Source organism: Hydrogenophaga sp. A37 (assembly GCF_002001205.1).
GTDB lineage: Bacteria > Pseudomonadota > Gammaproteobacteria > Burkholderiales > Burkholderiaceae_C > Hydrogenophaga.
In genome coordinates this window covers 1-16,254 of record NZ_MUNZ01000179.1, presented here as the reverse complement: position 1 = coordinate 16,254, position 16,254 = coordinate 1, and the positions used below count along the sequence as shown (strand labels likewise).

The window sequence follows — 16,254 nt, the reverse complement described above, 5'->3', positions numbered from 1 at the left end:
GGCCCACATAGGCGCCGGTGGCTTTGTCTTCCAGCGCCCAGGGCCCGTAGCCGCGCAGCAGCCAGTGGCCCGTGCGGGCGCGAAGACGCCTGGCGCAAGTTCGCGGTGTATTCGGGCCACTGGCTGCTGCGCGGCTACGGGCCCTGGGCGCTGGAAGACAAAGCCACCGGCGCCTATGTGGGCCTCGCAGGCCTGTGGTACCCCGAGGGCTGGGCCGAGCCCGAGATCACCTGGGCACTGGTGCCCGGGGCAACACGGCAAGGGCTTCGCCACCGAGGGCGCGCGCCGCGCGCTGCGCGCGGCCTACGAAGATTTCGGCTGGACCACGGCAGTGAGCGTGGTGTCCGTCAACAACCCGGCCTCGCAGGCCGTGGCGCTGCGCATGGGCGCCACGCTGGAACGCGAGATCACCTACCGCCACGGGGCGGCGCATGTCTACCGGCACGTGGGCCTGGCAGCGCTCGCGACGGGCTGAACCTCGGCTCAACATGTTTCATACGGCTTTGCATTCAAGCGTAGAACAAGGCGCGAAGCCGCAGACAGTGCTACAGCACGGCAAGGCGAAGCAACGCAGTTATACGTTTGAAGGCAAAGCCGTATCAGCCGACACACCTGGTTTCAGCCCGATCTCCCATGCGAGGGACGCCGTCCCCCTCACAAGGGATACCGCCCGACGGGGCCTTGACCTACACCTGACACCCGGGCCGCGAAAGGCCGTGGCCCGGCCCGCGCCGGGGCTCGGCGCGAGGGTCAGGGAAGTGGCCGGCGCATCGCGCCAGGCCGCTTCCCCCACCCGTTCAGCAGGGGTGATCAGATGGCTTTCACAGACAGTTGCGACATCTTCGCGTCCTTCCATGAAGAGGGCTTCAACCGCATCCTCGGTCATGTCAGGCGACAAAGACCTTCGCTCTTCAACTACGCCACGACCGACGTGGCGAACAACCCCAAGCTCCTGTGCAAGGAGATCGACGCGCACCCCATCGTGGCGTTGCGCGGCAACCCGCAGGTCACCATCGCCGACCCGCTGCCCATTCCGGGCACGAACTTCGGCGTCAACTTCGCGGCGCAGTTGGTCGATCTGCAGATCGACTTCCACCCGGGCGACGAATTCCAGCTGCCACCGGAGTTCAACCCGCCCCTGCAGGCCCAGCGGCTGGCGATCAAGGTGGTCATCTGCGGCGGCATCGGCTGCCCGGACAAAGAGCTTCTCGACCGGCTGATTCCGCGACCCCCGGTCCCCGGCCGGCCCACCGAGGGCAAGGACCCGCCGCGCAACAAAGACATCGTCGCGCTGCCCACGCGGCAGCTCAACTGCTTCTGCCTGGAGGCCTATGTGCACGGCGGCCTGCGCATCGCCACCTACCACGGCAAGCCCTACCTCGAACCCTTCATGGACGGCTTCGAGATCGTGGACATCGAACCCAAAGGCCTGGAGAACAGCCTGGAGTGTTACCTCAGCCTGCTGATGAGGCTGGTGGTGCTGCCGGGCCTGCGGATCATCCTGGAGCGTGCGCCACTCAACCTCACCCAGGGCGCGACCGACCTGTTCCCGCAACCCACCAACGTGATGCTCTCGGCGGTGCCGGTCTCGGGCAGCGTGCCCAACAACCCGGCCATCGAAGACGATCAGCTGAAGGTCTTCATCAAAGCGGAGGTGAACTGACATGGCACACCTGACCATCGCGGCCTCCGAGGCCACATTCAAGGCCCTGTTCGACACGCTGCGCGACAACTTCCAGTTGACGCACTCCGACAGCGCCAGCTTCGGCCCGTTCAGCGCGTCCTACGCGGTGGACGCCCACCTCGAAGGCGGCACCATCGACCTGAGGGCCGACAACACGGTGCAGATCAAGGAGCTGGACATCAAGTGGGACCAGCTGGACCTCTCGCTGGGGCTCAACATCCCCGAGGTCTGCGTCGGTGGTTTCTGCATCATCCCCAACCCCTTCGGTGGTTGCCTGCTGCGCGCGCCCCGCATCTGCGCGTTCAGCGCCGACCCGGACATCAGCTTCACGCTGCCCCTGGGCGGGCTGATCACGTCGGAAATCTCCGTCACCGGCACGCTGCTCACCAAGTACGCCACCAACCCGGCGCGCCCCGCCGGCATGAACGACTGGGACGCGCAGGACGCCAACCCCTCGCTGGCGAACCACTGGCAGCTGTTTGTGGACCCGCAGTTCCTCGACCTGGACATCTTCGACATCGCCGACATCGTGGGCGACTTGCTGGAGAACGCGGTGGACGCGGCCATCGACAACCTGCTGGGCTTCCTGCCCGGCTGGGCGCGGGCCATCGTCCGGGCGATCCTCGGCCCCGTCATCGACCTGATCCGGGCCATTCTCGACATCGCCGACGACATCCAGGAGTGGATCTCCGACCTGCTCAACGTGAGCTTCGGCCTGCTCGACTTTGCCCTGCAGATGGTGGCCGACTACCTCGCCAACCAGTCGCCGCTGCACCAGATCGAAGACCCCTTCCCCATGCTGGAGGCGGCGCCCAACCCGAACCCGGGCAATCCAACGATGCTGATCCCCGTGAAGGTCCCGATCCGCGACCTGAAGGTGTTCAACAACGACGTCGAAATGGTCCTTGAAGGAAACGTGGGGTGATGACATGCAATCCAGACTGAACAAGCAACTCTTCAACACATCGACACACGACAGCGGCGCGCTGGGCATGATGGCGATGGTGATCCACCCGTTCGGCACCGTGGGCCGCCACCGGGCGGTGGTGATGTCCCAGGGCCGGCCTGTCGCCGAGGTCGAGTTCGATGTGGACGCCACATCGACGGTCATGCAGCACGACATCGATCTGGCGCAAGTGGCCCAACAGGGGCGCCAACGGCCCGAAGCGTGTGCTTGCAAGGGCGCGGTGCAGAGCGTGGGAACGGTGTCACCCAAAGGCTTCGTGCTGTTCCACGCGTCGTCGGGCCACGGCCACTCGGTGGTCGTGAACAACGCCGATGGCAAGCCGGTGTTCGACAGCACGGTCCTGAACGACGGTGACCTGTTTGCGGTGTCGCTGCTCGAGCCCACGCGCTACACGCTGCAAAACGCCATCGGGGCCGCGACGGGAGAGATCGAGGTCGTCTTCAACGACGAGATCGCGAAGCGCATCAAGCAACTGGAACCGCGCTACGTGGAGGTGCAGGAGAAAGGGTTTGACACCGACCGCATCGAGCTGGCGTCCACACAGGGCCTGGTGTTCCGCATCAAGGGCGCGTCGCGCATCGTGATCGAGAAGCAAGCGCCCCACAAGGCCGACACACGCCAGCCGGTCATCCGCTGGCAGAAACCGCCCACGCCTTCGACCGCACCGAACCGGGCGCGGTGACTGGCGCTCAGGAATCGGCCCCTGCGGTGTCTGATGCACCGCAGGGGCCGATTTGCTTGTACTGTGGCGCCTTCATCCCACCACAGGAGGTTTCATGAGCGAGAAGGAAGTTCAGCCAGCCAAGGAAGCGGCCGCCGACAAACAGTGGCTCCCCAAACTCAACCTGGTGCTGACCATGTTCCTCGCGGCCATGGGGCTCTGGCTGAACTACAGCACGCAGCAGCAGCGCCAGTCGCTCGAATCCATACAGACCGAGGTGGCGGCCAGTCGGGACGAGCGCGAAGAGCGCGCATCCCGCGAGCAGCTGCGGTTTCAGCTGTTCGACAAGGTGACGCTCTCGCTGCGCGAAGGCAACGCCGAACACGTCGCCGCCACCCGCACGCTGGTGGAGAGCCTGCTGTCTACCATGGAACCCGCCGAGGTGGAGCTGCGCATCGGGCTGCTGCGCTCGCTGGCCATGCGCGCGCCCGAGCAGCAGCGCGACGCGATGAACCAGGCGCTGAGCCAGGAAGAGGCGTTCCGCCTGTACCACGAGGAACTGCGCGAGAAGGCGGTGCTGTGGAGCAAGGAGGCCGAGGGCAACCTCGACAACCTCTCCGCCTACCGGCTCGACATGTTCTATTGCAGCGGCGGTGCGGCGAACCCCTTCAAGGCCAAGGCCGAGGGCTTCGCCCGCCAGATGGAAAGCAAGGTCAAGGCGGTGAAGGTGCGCGAACTCGCACCCTCGATCAACGCGAGCCCGGGCTATGGCGTGATCCAGACGGAGATCCGCTTTGAAGACGCGAGCGAGGCGGCCGTGGCCAAGCAGCTGCAGCAGGCGCTGTCGGCCGAGCCGACCAAGCCGGTTCCGCTGCGCCAGGTGCGCACGAACACGCCGCTGTACCTGAGCGTGTTCGTCTGCGGCTGAGCGGGCTGCCTGAACCCGCTCAAGGCTGCGCGAGCACGAAGTCGATGGCCGCGCACACCGCCGCAGCCTGCGCGGTGTTGCACTGCTCGGGCGTCGCCCGCGGGCTGTCGGGGTAGACCTCGGTGGTCGTGGTGTAGCGGGCGCCCGTGATGCTGGCGCACAGGCCGAGCGACTTCAACGGGTAGCGGATCACGCCGCGATCAGACGGTTCCGCGCCGATGATGCCGCCCTGAGCGTCGGACGGTGCGATGTGCGTGACACGCTCCACCGCCGCGATGATGGCCTGCTGGAATTCGGGCTGCGGGTTCTCGGTGTCGTCCACGAGGTAGAAGCCGTCGGGGATGTGCACGGGGGTGTACGGCACACCGTCGCGCGCCGCCTTCGCCGGGCTGAATTCCGATGCGTCGGTGTCGGTGGTTTCGTGCAGATCGATGTGCACGGTGAACTGGCCGAGGAGGGGCGCCACGAGCCGCATCAGCGCGGCGGATTCCTGCGCCACGCTGGGTTCCTTGAACGCGCGGTTGGGGTCGATGGCGTCGAAGTTCCAGCGGTGGATGCGCTCGTAGGCCCACGGGCTCACGCAGGGCGCCACCAGCAGGTTCACGCGCCCGGTGTAGGCCTCGGCGTTTTGATCGAGGAAGCGCAGCGCGCCGTGCACGCCGCTGGTTTCGTAGCCGTGCACGCCACCCGTCACAAGCACACCCGGCAGGCCGGGTTGCCATTCGCGGCTCTGCAGGGCGAAGAGCGGGTACACATCGCTCTCGTACAACACCTCCCCATAGGGCAAGACCTCGAAGCGCGCGCGCAGCCGCTCGAACGCGGTCAGCACGCCCTCGGCGTAGCTGCGCTGGCGCACCAGCTGCGCGCGCCAGGCGGCCACTTCAGCGGGGCCCCAGGCTTGGCCGGGGGTGCCGATGGGATAAAAGGCGGGTGTGGTCATGGGCGGTGTTTCCGTCTGTGGCTGCGGCGGTCAGGGCATTCAAGTCTTGGCGACACGCTGGCGAATGTCTTTGAGCTTGGCCTGTAAGCGCCGCTGGTTGTCCGGGCCGGTGCGCAGCAGCATCTTTCGCCCCGCCGACAGGGACTCCAGGGCCGGGTCGGCCAGTTCGTAACGCACCCAGGGGCGTGTGGAGGGGATCGGGCCTTTGACCTCCACCAGGGTGACGGCCAGCTGCTCGGTGGGCACCGGTGTGGCGATCAGGTGGTCGAGCACCTGGACCAGCCGGTCGTTGAAGTAGCGGCCCGGAAAGCCCAGCTCTTCGTAGGCCTGTTGAAACAGGGGGTAGAGGCGGCGGTACAGGTTCACGGCTTTGGCGGTGTCCACCGATTCGATCATCAGCACCAGCGGCACATAGCGCTGGCTGTTGCCGGGGTGGATGGTTTCAACGCCGTTCTCACCGCGTTGCGTGGTGAAGCGCTGGGGCGTGGGGTTCACGGGCCACACCATCATCGGCGCCTGCGAGCGCGCCAGGTTGTCCACCGTGGCCACGGCACGGCGCACGAAGCCGTCGAGTTGCAGGAAGGTGAGCACGTTCTTGCGGCTGAGCAGGCCCGAGAGCAAGGCGCTGACGTGTTCGTCGGACTCGGCCAGTGCGGGCAGTGGTGTGGGCTCACCGGCGGCGTCGGCCACCGGCGCCTCGACAGGGTGCTCAACGGCGGGGGTGCTGGGTTCGGGGACCACCGGCGCGAGCGGCGCTGCCGGAGCAGCAGCCGAGGGCGCAGCGGCCGGGGCCACGAGCGACGGCTCGGGCTCGAAGTGCTGCCAGCCGAAGTAGCCCGCCACGGCGAGCGCGGCCAGGGCTGCGATGAGGGTGGGTACGCGGGAAGACTGTCGTTTCATGGCCTCGTCACCAGGGTGGTGGTTGGGAGGCTGCCCATCCTACCCGCGGTTTTCAAGGGCTTGCGCTGACCCGCACGGTACCCACACGGCTGGGTAAGGCGGTCATCCATGAACGCCCCAACACTTCTTCGCAGGGTTTACATGAATCGGGAAGAATCGGAACCCCTGCGCCAACCTCGAACCAGCATGAACTTCACCGAGCGACTCAAGACCCTGCCCGCCACCACCCACCTCGCTGCCCTGCAACTGCTGGACGCCCACGGCGCTTTGTTGGCCACGATTGAAAACAAGCCCGGCCAGACCGGCTCGCTCGCGGTGTACGCGGCGCTGGCCGCGCAGCACGGGGGCAAGATCTCGCCCGAAGCGGCGGCGCTGGGGCTGCTGTGGTACGCGGAGCACACGGCCGACGCGCACGCGAACCCGGGCAAACACCCCAACATCGACCGCCTGGTGGCCTGGGCACAGGGCTCGGAGAGCCACGGCGTGCGGCGGGTGGAGGCCACGAGCGCCTGAGCCGCTCAGTCCACCCAGGTGACGACCGGCCCGAGCTTGCGTTCGGCCAGGAACACAGCTTCGCGCAACGAAAGGGCCGAGCCCCCGTCCAGCCAGGGCTGGGCCGCGGCGGGCACGTGGTAGCGGATGTAGTAACACTCCACCGCCCGGTCGCTGAACAGCTCGGGCGGGTCGTCGGCGTCGCCGGAGCCATAGAGGGTGTGGTGGCGCACGATGCGCACAGCGCAGGTGGTGAGGCCGCCATAAAACCACTGGCCCTGCTTGATCGAAGGTAGCTGGTCAACGTCGTTCATGTCGTCTGCTCCAAGCGTGAACCCCTGCATCGACGAACCGGCCGCGCGCGCGTGGCGGCCGGTGCGTGAAACGATGATAGGCACAGCGGCCCGGGCTGCCAAGGTGAAAAACCCTGGCACCAGTGGCCCCGGCCGCTCGAGATGGAGGCGGGCGCGATCAAAATGCCAACGAAGACGCTACCGTGTCGATTTCGCCATCGACCAAACGTCGTGCCAGTGAAGCCCTACCCTTCGCACCGCTTCGCCAACACCGCTGACTTCATCTCATTGAAAGGACCCCAACCATGACCACCGGCACCGTCACCCTTCACCGCGTTCTCACCGCACCACCCGAGCGCATCTACCGCGCCCTCCTCGATCCCGACGCGATGGCCAAGTTTCTGCCGCCGCATGGCTTCACCGGCCGGGTGCTGGAGATGGACGCTCGCGTGGGCGGCATCTACCGCATGCAGTTCACCAACTTTTCCAACGGCCAGACCCACGCGTTCGGCGGCAAGTACCTGGAGCTGGTGCCCAACGAGCGCATCGTCAACACCGACGTCTTCGACGACCCCAATCTGCCCGGCCAGATGATCACCACCATCACGCTCAAGGCGGTATCGGTGGGCACCGAGCTGACCGCCGTGCAGCAAGGCATTCCGGCCATGATCCCCGTCGAGGCCTGCTACCTGGGCTGGCAGCAGACGCTCCTGTTGCTGTCGCAGCTGGTGGAGGCTGAGGTCACGGGGTGATTGGAAGCACCCCCGCCGCGCTTCGCGCGACCCCCTCGAAGGGGACGGCACTGGCCGTCCGGCGGAGCCGGCCCGGCGGTGCCCTGGGCCGGACCGTTTCATGCATCTGGTTCGGCTGCAAAGGCCTTGTCCCGACAAGCCCACCCGATCTCGGGACAATCGGTGCCTCCATCGATTCCCCACCTGGAGAGAGCGTGAGCGTCAGCACCCCACCGGTATTCAAGTTCGACAACAGCTATGCCAACGGGCTGGAGGGCATGTCGGTGCCCTGGAACCCCGCCAAGGTACCTGCGCCTCGCCTGCTGCGCCTGAACCGCACACTGGCCGAAGAACTGGGGCTGGACCCCGACGCGTTGGCCTCCGACGCCGGGCTGGCCGTGCTCTCGGGCAACGTGGTGCCCGAGGGCGCGCAGCCCGTTGCGCAGGCCTACGCCGGCCACCAGTTCGGGGGCTTCTCGCCGCAGCTGGGCGACGGCCGCGCGCTGCTGCTGGGCGAGGTGATCGACACGCTGGGCCGGCGGCGCGACATCGCGTTCAAGGGCTCGGGGCGCACGCCGTTTTCGCGCGGCGGCGATGGCAAGGCGGCCGTGGGGCCGGTGCTGCGCGAGTACCTGATCAGCGAGGCCATGCACGCGCTGGGCATCCCCACCACGCGCACGCTCGCGGCGGTGGCCACGGGCGAAACGGTGTACCGCGAACGCCCGCTGCCCGGCGCCCTGCTCACACGCGTGGCGGCCAGCCACATCCGCGTGGGCACCTTCCAGTTTTTCGCGGCGCGCGGCGACACCGAGCGGCTGACGCGACTCGCCGACCATGTGATCGCGCGGCACGACCCGTCGCTCGTGGGCCACGAAGAACGCTACCTGGAGCTGCTGCGAGCGGTGTGCGAACGGCAAGCGGTGTTGCTCGCGCGCTGGATGGGCGTGGGCTTCATCCACGGGGTGATGAACACCGACAACATGACGGTCTCGGGCGAGACCATCGACTACGGCCCCTGCGCCTTCATGGAAGCCTTCGACCCCGACACGGTGTTCAGCTCCATCGACGCCCACGGCCGCTACGCCTACAGCAAGCAGCCCAGCATCGCGCAGTGGAACCTGACCCGGCTGGCCGAGGCGCTGCTGCCGCTGATCGACACCGATGAAGACCGGGCCGCCGAGCGCGCGATGGCGGTGCTCAAGGCCTTCCCCGACCGCTTCTCGCAGCACTGGCTCGCGGGCATGCGGGCCAAGCTCGGCTTGCCGGAGGCGGGTGGCGATGACGCCGACCGCGAGCTCGTCAACGACTTCCTCGCGCTGATGCAGCGCCACGCGGTGGACTTCACGCTCGGCTTCCGGCGCCTGTCCGGCGTGTTGCGCGGCCAGCCCGAAGCGCTGCAAACCCTGTTCGGCGCCGAGGCCGATGGCCTGGTGGCTTGGCTCACACGCTGGCAGGCCAGCCTGGGCGAGGCGCCGGCGGCCGAGGTGGCGCAGCGCATGGACGCGGTCAACCCGATCTACATCCCGCGCAACCACCTGGTCGAGCACGCGCTGGACGCCGCCACGGAGTCGGACAACCTTGCGCCGTTCGAGGCGCTGTTGGCCGTGATCACGCGGCCGTATGAAGAGCGCGCGAACGATGCCCTGTTTGCACAGCCCGCCAGCGCCGAACAGAGCGCGGGCTACCGCACGTTCTGCGGCACCTGAAGGGCATCTGCACCCGCTGTTCGCTCCGCCAGTTGCGCCAGCCGCTGGTGCGCCTCGCTGTCGGGCTTCAGCGGCAGCTGCTCCCGGATGCAGAGGTAGCGCTCGCTGAACACGTCGAACCACGCCACCAGCGATTCGGCCGCCCGCGTCTCGCCCGCGAGCGCGAGGCAGAGCGCCGCCACTTCGGCGGTGCAGAAATGGTGCTCCTGGGTCGAGCGGCGCAGCCGGTAGCTGGACACCTGCTCCGGGTGCAGGCTGAGCACCGGCAGGCGGTCGAGGTACGGACTCTTGCGGAACATTTTCCGCGCCTCGGACCAGGTGCCGTCGAGCAACACGAAGAGCGGCCGTTTGCCGCCGCTTCCGTCGCCCTGCGCGGCGGCGGGCACCTCGGTCACCACACGCTGCTGCGCCTCGGCGTACTCCGCCGGGAACACCACGTACGGCTGCCATTGCGGGTCGGCCAACAAGGTCAGCAGCTCGGGGGCGACAGCGGTGCGCGCCCAGCCGAAGGCCCAGGTGTCGGCGACGACGTCGGCGATCAGCCAGCCGGTGTTGCTGGGTTTGAGCGCCTCGATGTCGCCCATGAGCAGGCACACGCCCACGCGTGTGGGCACCGACGGGCGCAGGTCACAGATGCAATGGCTCACGATCAGGCGGCAGCCGGCGCAGCGCACCAGGCCCGCGCCGCGCGCCACGTAGGGCTTGCTGCTCGCGGCCAGGCGCGAGGTGCGCAGGCGCGACACCGCGTGGTCGGTGTCGGGCTGCGGCGGGTTGAAAGACGGGAGGGTCATGCGGGGAATGTATGCGCTGCGCCGGCCTTTGGCGGCACACTCTCGCCAGTCCTCCCCTTTCCACGACCCCCGCCATGAACATCACGTCCCTCGACGCGCTGCGCGCCCTCCACGACCCGGTGCGCGAACGCTCGGCCAAGAAAGAGATGCCGCAGCTTGACGCGCACGCCACGCGCCTGATCGCGCTGTCGCCGTTTGTGGTGATCGCCAGCGGCGCCCTCGGCGGGGCCATGGACGCCTCGCCGCGGGGTGGCGCACCGGGCTTCGTGAAAGTGCTGGACGCGCAAACCCTGCTGATTCCCGACGCGCCGGGCAACAACCGCCTGGACACGCTGGAGAACATCGTGAGCCACGGCGAACGGGGCGCGCCGCTGGGCCTGCTGTTCATGCTGCCGGGCATGGACGAGACTTTGCGTGTCAACGGCCGCGCGTTGATCTCGACAGGGGACGCCGACCGGGCGCTCGCCGCCGAGCCGCAGCGCATGCCCAAACTGGTGATCCGCGTGACGGTGCAGGCCTGCTACCTGCACTGCGCCAAGGCGTTCATGCGCTCATCGCTCTGGGACCCGGCGCACCACGTTGATCGCGCCGCGCTGCCGAGCATGGGCGAGATGATGCGCGACCAGATCCGCGAGTTCCGGGGCGACGAGGTGACGGCCGAGACGCAGCAGGAGATGCTGGCGCGCTACCGGCAGACGCTGTGATGCGCATCCCTCCCGCGCCACCGCTGTTCGACGACCTGCCCTTCAGCCCCGCCGCCGAGCGCAACCGCCAGCCCATCCTCGACACGCTCAAAACCCTGCTCCCCGACACAGGCCGCGCGCTGGAAATCGCCTCGGGCACCGGCCAACACGTGACGTGGTTTGCGCAACACCTGCCGGGCTGGCATTGGCAACCCAGCGACCTGACCGACGATCTGTTCTCCGCCATCACTGCCCGCATCGCGGCGGCCGGCCTGAGCAACGTGCACGCGCCTGCGTGCATCGATGTGAGGGACGCGGTGTGGCTGCCCGACGGCACGCCGCCCTTCGACCTGATCTGCTGCGCCAACATGCTGCACATCGCGCCCTGGGCCTGTTGCGGCGGGCTGATGCGCGGCGCGGCGCGCCACCTCTCGGCCCACGGCCGCCTCGTGACCTACGGCCCCTACCTGGAAGACGGTGTGCCCACCGCCGAAGGCAACCGCCGCTTTGACGCCAGCCTGCGCGCCGAGAACGCCGACTGGGGCATCCGGCGGCGGGAAGATGTCGAGGCCGAAGCCCAAGCTGCCGGCCTTCGCCTGCAAGCCCGCCACGTCATGCCGGCAAACAACCTGCTGCTGGTCTGGGTTCGCGCGTGAGCGAAAGGCGAAAAGCGCCCAAACGCATCCGTACCCATTGATGACGGCGCCGGAGCGCCACCTTGAGGAGTGAAGCAGCCCAAAGCCCAGGGCACCGCCGGGCTGGCTTTGCCAGACGGCCAGTGCCGCCCCCTGGGGGGTAGCGCGAAGCGCTGCGGGGGGATTCAAGGAATAAAGTTCAGCCCCTCGGGCAATGGCAGGGTGATCGGCACCTCGTACAGGGCACCCGGGCCGTCGGGGTCGATCACGGTCGTGCCGTGGCTCTGGAAGAACACGGCGATCTGCGTCTGCCCCAGCACCGCGTTGACCGGGCCCGCCGGGCTGCTGAGCCCGGTCAGGAAGGTGTGCGGGTTCTTGCCCACGGCGGGGTTGGCGGCGTAGGCCAGGTCATTGCGGAAATAGGTGGTGTGCGCCGCCAAACCACCGGCGCGCACGATGGCCGTGCTGGTCGGGTTGGGCACGGTCTGGTCGCCCTTGGCCACCTGCACGATCACCGGTTTGGCCGCGCTGCCCGGCAGCGGTTGCAGGCGGATCAGCGAGGCATACGACACCGGGTTGCCCGACTGCTGCACCCACTCAAATCGGTCCAGCACCTGCGCGATGTCCGTCGCCCCTGGCACGTTGTTCACCACCGCCGGCAGGTCGCGCAAGGGCATGTTTTCGTTGAAGTTCAGGTTGAACGGCACGGGCACGCCGGGCGTGGGCGGCAGGTTGAGCAGCTGCGGCTGGCGCGTCGCGAGGGCCACCGCCGTGAGGAAGCGGAAACCGCCGAGCCGCGCCACCTCGGTGATCGAGCCGCCGGGCACGTTGGGCACGCCGGCCTTGAGGTTGGGCTCCACGCCGAGCAGCATGGTGCCGTAGATGCCGCCGAACGACTGGCCGGCGTAGTAGATGCGCTGGGCGTTGAGATCGGCACTGCCGTCGCCGTCCACGTCCATGCCGACCTCGACCTGCCGCACCAGCTGCATCAGGTCGATCACGGTCTGGCGCAGGCCGTCGCGGCTGCTGATGATGGTGCGCGGCGCGGCGGCGTTCACGCCCTCGGTGGAATCGATGAGGCCATTGCCGTCCTGGTCGATGCCGCGCCCGCCCGCGGGCACGCTCACCGGCTGGTCCGTGCCCTGGGTGACCGCGAGCGCGCCGCCCGCACCGCCCGCGTGGCCCACCACGTTGATGGACAGCGTGGCGATGCCCCGCGAGGCGAACACCGAGGCCACCGTCCACGGCGCGCCGTACATGCTGTCGGTGAAGCCGTGGCCGAAGATCGCCACCGGCCAGCCGCCGGCGGGCTTGTCACCGGCGGGCACGAAGAGCTGGAACACGAGGTTCTGCGTGCCTTGCTGCACCGGGCTTCCGCTCAGCGTGGGCGTGGCGGGAATGTATTGGCCGGCGGTCTGGTAGTTGGGTGAGCTGTACTGGCCGTAGGCGATCTGCCCCACCGCGCCCGGCATCACCTGCAGCGCCCCCAGCGGAATCGCCTGCAGCGTCAGACCGCCGGCGGCCGAGCTGGTCTGGCGGTTGAACAACATGCCCGAGATGCTCGCCACCGGGAACACCGCGCGCACCGCGCCCGCGCTGTTCGAGCCGATCATGAAGTTGGCGGGCGCGGGGGTGCTGGCCTTGATCTGCCGCATGATTTTCACGAGGTCGCTGGTGGCGCTTTGCGTGGTGAACAGCGACGCGGCAACCACCGAAAGACCCCGACCAACGCGCACCGCTTTCGCCGCGTCGCGCGCTTCGCGGTGGTGGTCACTGCCCTGCCGACCGAACGACCGGAAACCACCGCCCCGGTCGTCCATGGCGTCGCTCTGCTTGAGGCGTTTGCCGCTGGCATCGCGCACGCCGTTGGTCACCACCAGCACATAGCGCGAACGCTCGGCGAGCAGTTCGTCGGGCTCGAACACCAGCGTCTTGCTCGCCGTGTCCCAAAGCACCTGGTTGATGCCCACCTTGTTGCCGAACCCGCGCAGGTTCTGCGTGTCGCCCAGGTTGTAGAGGAAGACGGTGTCGCTGTTGACGGTGCTCAGGTCGATGTCGCCGGTAAACGGCACCGTGATGCGCGGCTGCGTGGAGAAGCCGTCGAGCGTGTTGATCACGTCGATGTCCTGGCAGTCGCTCACGCGCACGGCGCAGTCGGGCTTGGGCAGCTTGACGCGGCGAAAGGTCGCGTTGGAAAAGTCCACCACCGTGTGGCGGTTGCTCGGGAACAGGCTGGCGCTGTCGTCGTCACGAACGGTCACGCCGTCGGCGAGGGCCATCACCGGTGCCAGCACCACCGACAGGACCACCGCGAGCCGGCGGGCAAGGAAAGGCGTCATGAGAAGTCTCCTGAGGTCAACCGCCCGGGCCGGGAGGTTCTTTGTGTGAAATTCCGCACGCTGTTGTACGCCGGTCGGCCACCGGGTGCCAGTGCGGCTCGCGTTAACCCTGAGGGAAATCGCGGCGCGGGAGTCGCGTGGGTGACGCCGTCGCACACACCCACTGGAGGCTTTCCCCCATGACCTGTGGTTTGCGTGGCGGCTGGGATGGCCTATGCTCGCGGTCCCAAAACCCCTTCAGGAGAGCCCCTTGTCACACATCCGCCTCACCCTCGCCAGCACCGCCGCCGCCATCGCCCTCGTGGGTTGCGGTCACCGCATGCACCACGACCACGCCGGCATGCAGCACGGCGCGATGAACCCCAACGCGGCGGCCACCGCGCCGGCCAAGGTCTCGGCCAGCACGCCCACCCTGGCCGGGGGTTACAAGAAGGTCGAGGCGCCGGCCACAGCGAAGCTGTATTTCGTGAACCTGGGCAACGGTGCCACGGTGAGCAGCCCGGTGAAGGTGGTGTTCGGCCTGAGCGGCATGGGCGTGGCGCCCGCCGGCATCGAGAAGGCGGGCACGGGCCACCACCACCTGCTGGTGAACGTGAACGAATGGGACGCCAACGCGCCGCTGCCGGCCAACGACAACTTCCGGCATTTCGGCGCCGGTCAGACCGAGGTGTCGCTGGACCTCAAGCCCGGCCAGCACACGCTGCAACTGGTGCTGGGCGACCAGAACCACATTCCGCACCACCCCATCGTGGCGAGCGAGCGCATCACGATCACCGTGAAGTGAGGTGTGAATGGGGGCGGGCTGGCCCCGCCGTTGTGTCGCCCGGATTGTTCCGTTCGCGCACAGCGGTTGTGGCGCGGCACCGCCCCTGGTACATGGTGCAGCGCGGCATGCCCTTGGGCTGACATCGGGAAATCCCCCATCAAATCAGCGGCGCTCTCACATTGAGACAGTCTGGATCGCCGTGGCACGAAAGTTGACTCGTTGGTGGCGTCCCGCCCTGGGGTGGGACGTTTTTTTGACATTCCACCAACGAGGAGACATTCATGAGTTTGCTGTTTGCATTGGCCATTTCCATCGGCCTGCTGGCCGTCGCCGCCACCTGGCTGTTTTTCGGGCCGCTGGCCGCGTTTCAGATGCAGGTGTGGCAGGCCTTCGTGGCCTGGGCCAGCTTCTTCCACAACGGGGGCAAGACCGATGGCTTGGTCAAGACCGTGGTCTGCATGTCGTTTGGCGCGGTCGTGGGCATGGGCTCTGTGATGCTGATCGGATCGCTGGGCGCGCTCGGTGGTCTGGCCGCGCCGGTGGCCGTGGGCATCGGCGCGGCGGTGATCGTGCTGGCCGCGCACCTGCCCTTTTTGTCGACCATTCCCTCCAGCGTGTACGGGTTCGCGTCGGTCGCGGGCTTGATCTTGCTGGGCAAGGACATGACCCCCACCGCCGCCATCCTGCCGACCATCCTGTCCATCGCCGTGGGCGCGGCGTTTGGCTGGGCCTCTGAGCTGCTGGCCGGCAAGCTGACGAAACCGGCCGCCTGATCGGGCCGCCTGCGCCATGGCCCCGCCTCTGGGGGCCGCGGCGCTTTATACGGCTTTGCATTCAAGCGTAGAACAAGGCGCGAAGCCGCAGACAGTGCTACAGCACGGCAAGGCGAAGCAACGCAGTTATGCGTTTGAAGGCAAGGCCGTATTACTTTTTCTGCACCGGGTTCGCGAGCAGCCAGTTGGCCGGGTAGGCGCGCAGAAACTCGCGCGCCTTCTCGGGATGTGAGGCGTTGAGCCAGGCGCTGTAACCGCCCTCGTTCAAGATCGCGGGCATGCGCTTTTCGGCGCCCGGCTGCTGGTAGCGGTGCATCAGCGCGTGGGCGTTTGCGTTCACAGTAAGCAGCGTGAAACTGACGATCTCAGTGCCATCGGCACCGGTCCAGCGCTCCCACAAACCCGCCACACCCATGGGCTTGCCATCGACTCGGGCGATGCGCGTGGCCACGGCCTTGCCGCTGCGCAAGTCGTCTTCAAAAAACGCCATCATCGGCACGATGCAGCGCTGCCCGGCCAGCCATGCCTCGCGCAGGTTGTTGGAGGTGGTCACCGTTTCGCTGCGCGCGTTGACCAGCTTGGGCGAGCGCAGCTTGGCGTCGGAGGCGGACTTCACCCAGCGCGGCACAAGGCCGAATTGCCCGACCATGCGCTCCAGCACCAGCGGTGCCGGCTCGACCACCCCATCTGCCACCACCTCCGCTACCACCTCGTCGGTGGTTCCTTCGACCGCGCTGGGGGCCACATCGGTCGCGGGCGCGCTGCCCGGCAGCTTGCGGATGAACACACCCAGCTGGCGCGGCCAGAGGTCGCGGTTCACGGGCGTGTCGGGCGCCTCCACGCCGAAGGCATCGGGGTACAAAGTGGCGGGGTGGAGGGTCTCGAAATGAACGGTCATGCGGTCGATGGTAGTTCACACCCCGGCGCGTGCCGGATGGGGCCAAAATCGCCAGACACCCCCCAAC

General features: G+C 67.8%; 18 protein-coding genes and 1 pseudogene. 13 read left to right on the top strand and 6 right to left on the bottom strand.

Annotated features, from left to right (window positions below; genetic code table 11):
* Positions 1 to 105: 105 nt before the first annotated feature.
* The 6 genes and pseudogenes from B0E41_RS27850 to B0E41_RS23605 form a co-directional block, all read left to right on the top strand.
* Positions 106 to 207, top strand: a pseudogene (locus tag B0E41_RS27850) (N-acetyltransferase); the annotation flags it as partial.
* Entirely contained in the window at positions 176 to 475 is a 300-nt protein-coding gene (locus B0E41_RS23625) for a GNAT family N-acetyltransferase (protein ID WP_077335113.1), read from the top strand. The pseudogene B0E41_RS27850 and the gene B0E41_RS23625, both read left to right, overlap by 32 nt.
* A gap of 339 nt (positions 476 to 814) precedes the next feature.
* Positions 815 to 1,663, top strand: coding sequence for a hypothetical protein (locus B0E41_RS23620; RefSeq protein WP_077335111.1), 849 nt, complete (start codon positions 815 to 817; stop codon positions 1,661 to 1,663).
* Position 1,664: 1 nt separating this feature from the next.
* Positions 1,665 to 2,609, top strand: coding sequence for a hypothetical protein (locus B0E41_RS23615; protein WP_077335109.1), 945 nt, complete (start codon positions 1,665 to 1,667; stop codon positions 2,607 to 2,609).
* 4 nt (positions 2,610 to 2,613) lie between these two features.
* On the top strand, positions 2,614 to 3,333 hold the full coding sequence (locus tag B0E41_RS23610; RefSeq protein WP_077335107.1) for a hypothetical protein: 720 nt from the start codon (positions 2,614 to 2,616) through the stop codon (positions 3,331 to 3,333).
* Positions 3,334 to 3,427: 94 nt separating this feature from the next.
* Entirely contained in the window at positions 3,428 to 4,240 is an 813-nt protein-coding gene (locus B0E41_RS23605) for a hypothetical protein (protein ID WP_077335105.1), read from the top strand.
* 19 nt (positions 4,241 to 4,259) lie between these two features.
* On the opposite strand, the gene B0E41_RS23600 is transcribed toward B0E41_RS23605, so the two are convergent.
* Positions 4,260 to 5,180: a M14 family metallocarboxypeptidase gene (locus B0E41_RS23600; RefSeq protein WP_077335103.1), complete on the bottom strand. Its 921-nt coding sequence runs from the start codon at positions 5,178 to 5,180 to the stop codon at positions 4,260 to 4,262.
* Positions 5,181 to 5,219: 39 nt separating this feature from the next.
* Positions 5,220 to 6,080, bottom strand: a complete 861-nt coding sequence (locus tag B0E41_RS23595) for a DUF3014 domain-containing protein (protein ID WP_077335101.1) — start codon at positions 6,078 to 6,080, stop codon at positions 5,220 to 5,222.
* A 186-nt stretch (positions 6,081 to 6,266) separates the two neighbouring features.
* On the opposite strand from B0E41_RS23595, the gene B0E41_RS23590 reads away from it, so the two are divergent.
* Entirely contained in the window at positions 6,267 to 6,593 is a 327-nt protein-coding gene (locus tag B0E41_RS23590; protein ID WP_077335118.1) for a DUF2322 family protein, read from the top strand.
* Between the two features lie 5 nt (positions 6,594 to 6,598).
* Here the strand turns inward: B0E41_RS23590 and B0E41_RS23585 are convergent, their stop codons facing one another.
* On the bottom strand, positions 6,599 to 6,886 hold the full coding sequence (locus B0E41_RS23585) for a hypothetical protein (protein ID WP_077335099.1): 288 nt from the start codon (positions 6,884 to 6,886) through the stop codon (positions 6,599 to 6,601).
* A 284-nt stretch (positions 6,887 to 7,170) separates the two neighbouring features.
* On the opposite strand from B0E41_RS23585, the gene B0E41_RS23580 reads away from it, so the two are divergent.
* Positions 7,171 to 7,617 (top strand): SRPBCC family protein, encoded by a 447-nt coding sequence (locus B0E41_RS23580; RefSeq protein WP_077335097.1) that lies wholly within the window; start codon positions 7,171 to 7,173, stop codon positions 7,615 to 7,617.
* A gap of 194 nt (positions 7,618 to 7,811) precedes the next feature.
* A complete protein-coding gene (locus tag B0E41_RS23575; protein WP_077335095.1) occupies positions 7,812 to 9,302 on the top strand; it encodes a protein adenylyltransferase SelO in 1,491 nt (496 codons plus the stop codon).
* On the opposite strand, the gene B0E41_RS23570 is transcribed toward B0E41_RS23575, so the two are convergent.
* Positions 9,278 to 10,093, bottom strand: coding sequence for a tRNA-uridine aminocarboxypropyltransferase (locus B0E41_RS23570; protein WP_077335093.1), 816 nt, complete (start codon positions 10,091 to 10,093; stop codon positions 9,278 to 9,280). The two genes, B0E41_RS23575 and B0E41_RS23570, sit on opposite strands and share 25 nt — an antisense overlap.
* Positions 10,094 to 10,167: 74 nt before the next feature.
* Here B0E41_RS23570 and B0E41_RS23565 point away from each other — a divergent pair, with 74 nt between their 5' ends.
* Positions 10,168 to 10,797 (top strand): MSMEG_1061 family FMN-dependent PPOX-type flavoprotein, encoded by a 630-nt coding sequence (locus B0E41_RS23565; RefSeq protein ID WP_077335091.1) that lies wholly within the window; start codon positions 10,168 to 10,170, stop codon positions 10,795 to 10,797.
* Positions 10,797 to 11,432 carry a DUF938 domain-containing protein gene (locus B0E41_RS23560; protein WP_077335089.1) on the top strand — a complete coding sequence of 212 codons (636 nt, stop codon included), beginning with the start codon at positions 10,797 to 10,799 and terminating at the stop codon, positions 11,430 to 11,432. Before B0E41_RS23565 ends, B0E41_RS23560 begins: the two co-directional genes overlap by 1 nt.
* 164 nt (positions 11,433 to 11,596) lie before the next feature.
* On the opposite strand, the gene B0E41_RS23555 is transcribed toward B0E41_RS23560, so the two are convergent.
* Positions 11,597 to 13,750 (bottom strand): Ig-like domain-containing protein, encoded by a 2,154-nt coding sequence (locus B0E41_RS23555; protein ID WP_077335087.1) that lies wholly within the window; start codon positions 13,748 to 13,750, stop codon positions 11,597 to 11,599.
* A gap of 250 nt (positions 13,751 to 14,000) precedes the next feature.
* On the opposite strand from B0E41_RS23555, the gene B0E41_RS23550 reads away from it, so the two are divergent.
* Together B0E41_RS23550 and B0E41_RS23545 are read left to right on the top strand one after the other, a co-directional pair.
* The gene (locus tag B0E41_RS23550) at positions 14,001 to 14,534 is read left to right on the top strand and encodes a DUF4399 domain-containing protein (RefSeq protein WP_216350810.1); all 534 of its coding nucleotides are present in this window, start codon (positions 14,001 to 14,003) and stop codon (positions 14,532 to 14,534) included.
* Positions 14,535 to 14,797: 263 nt separating this feature from the next.
* Positions 14,798 to 15,289: a DUF1097 domain-containing protein gene (locus tag B0E41_RS23545; protein WP_077335085.1), complete on the top strand. Its 492-nt coding sequence runs from the start codon at positions 14,798 to 14,800 to the stop codon at positions 15,287 to 15,289.
* Positions 15,290 to 15,440: 151 nt separating this feature from the next.
* Here the strand turns inward: B0E41_RS23545 and B0E41_RS23540 are convergent, their stop codons facing one another.
* Positions 15,441 to 16,187 (bottom strand): SOS response-associated peptidase family protein, encoded by a 747-nt coding sequence (locus B0E41_RS23540; protein ID WP_077335083.1) that lies wholly within the window; start codon positions 16,185 to 16,187, stop codon positions 15,441 to 15,443.
* Positions 16,188 to 16,254 lie beyond the last annotated feature (67 nt).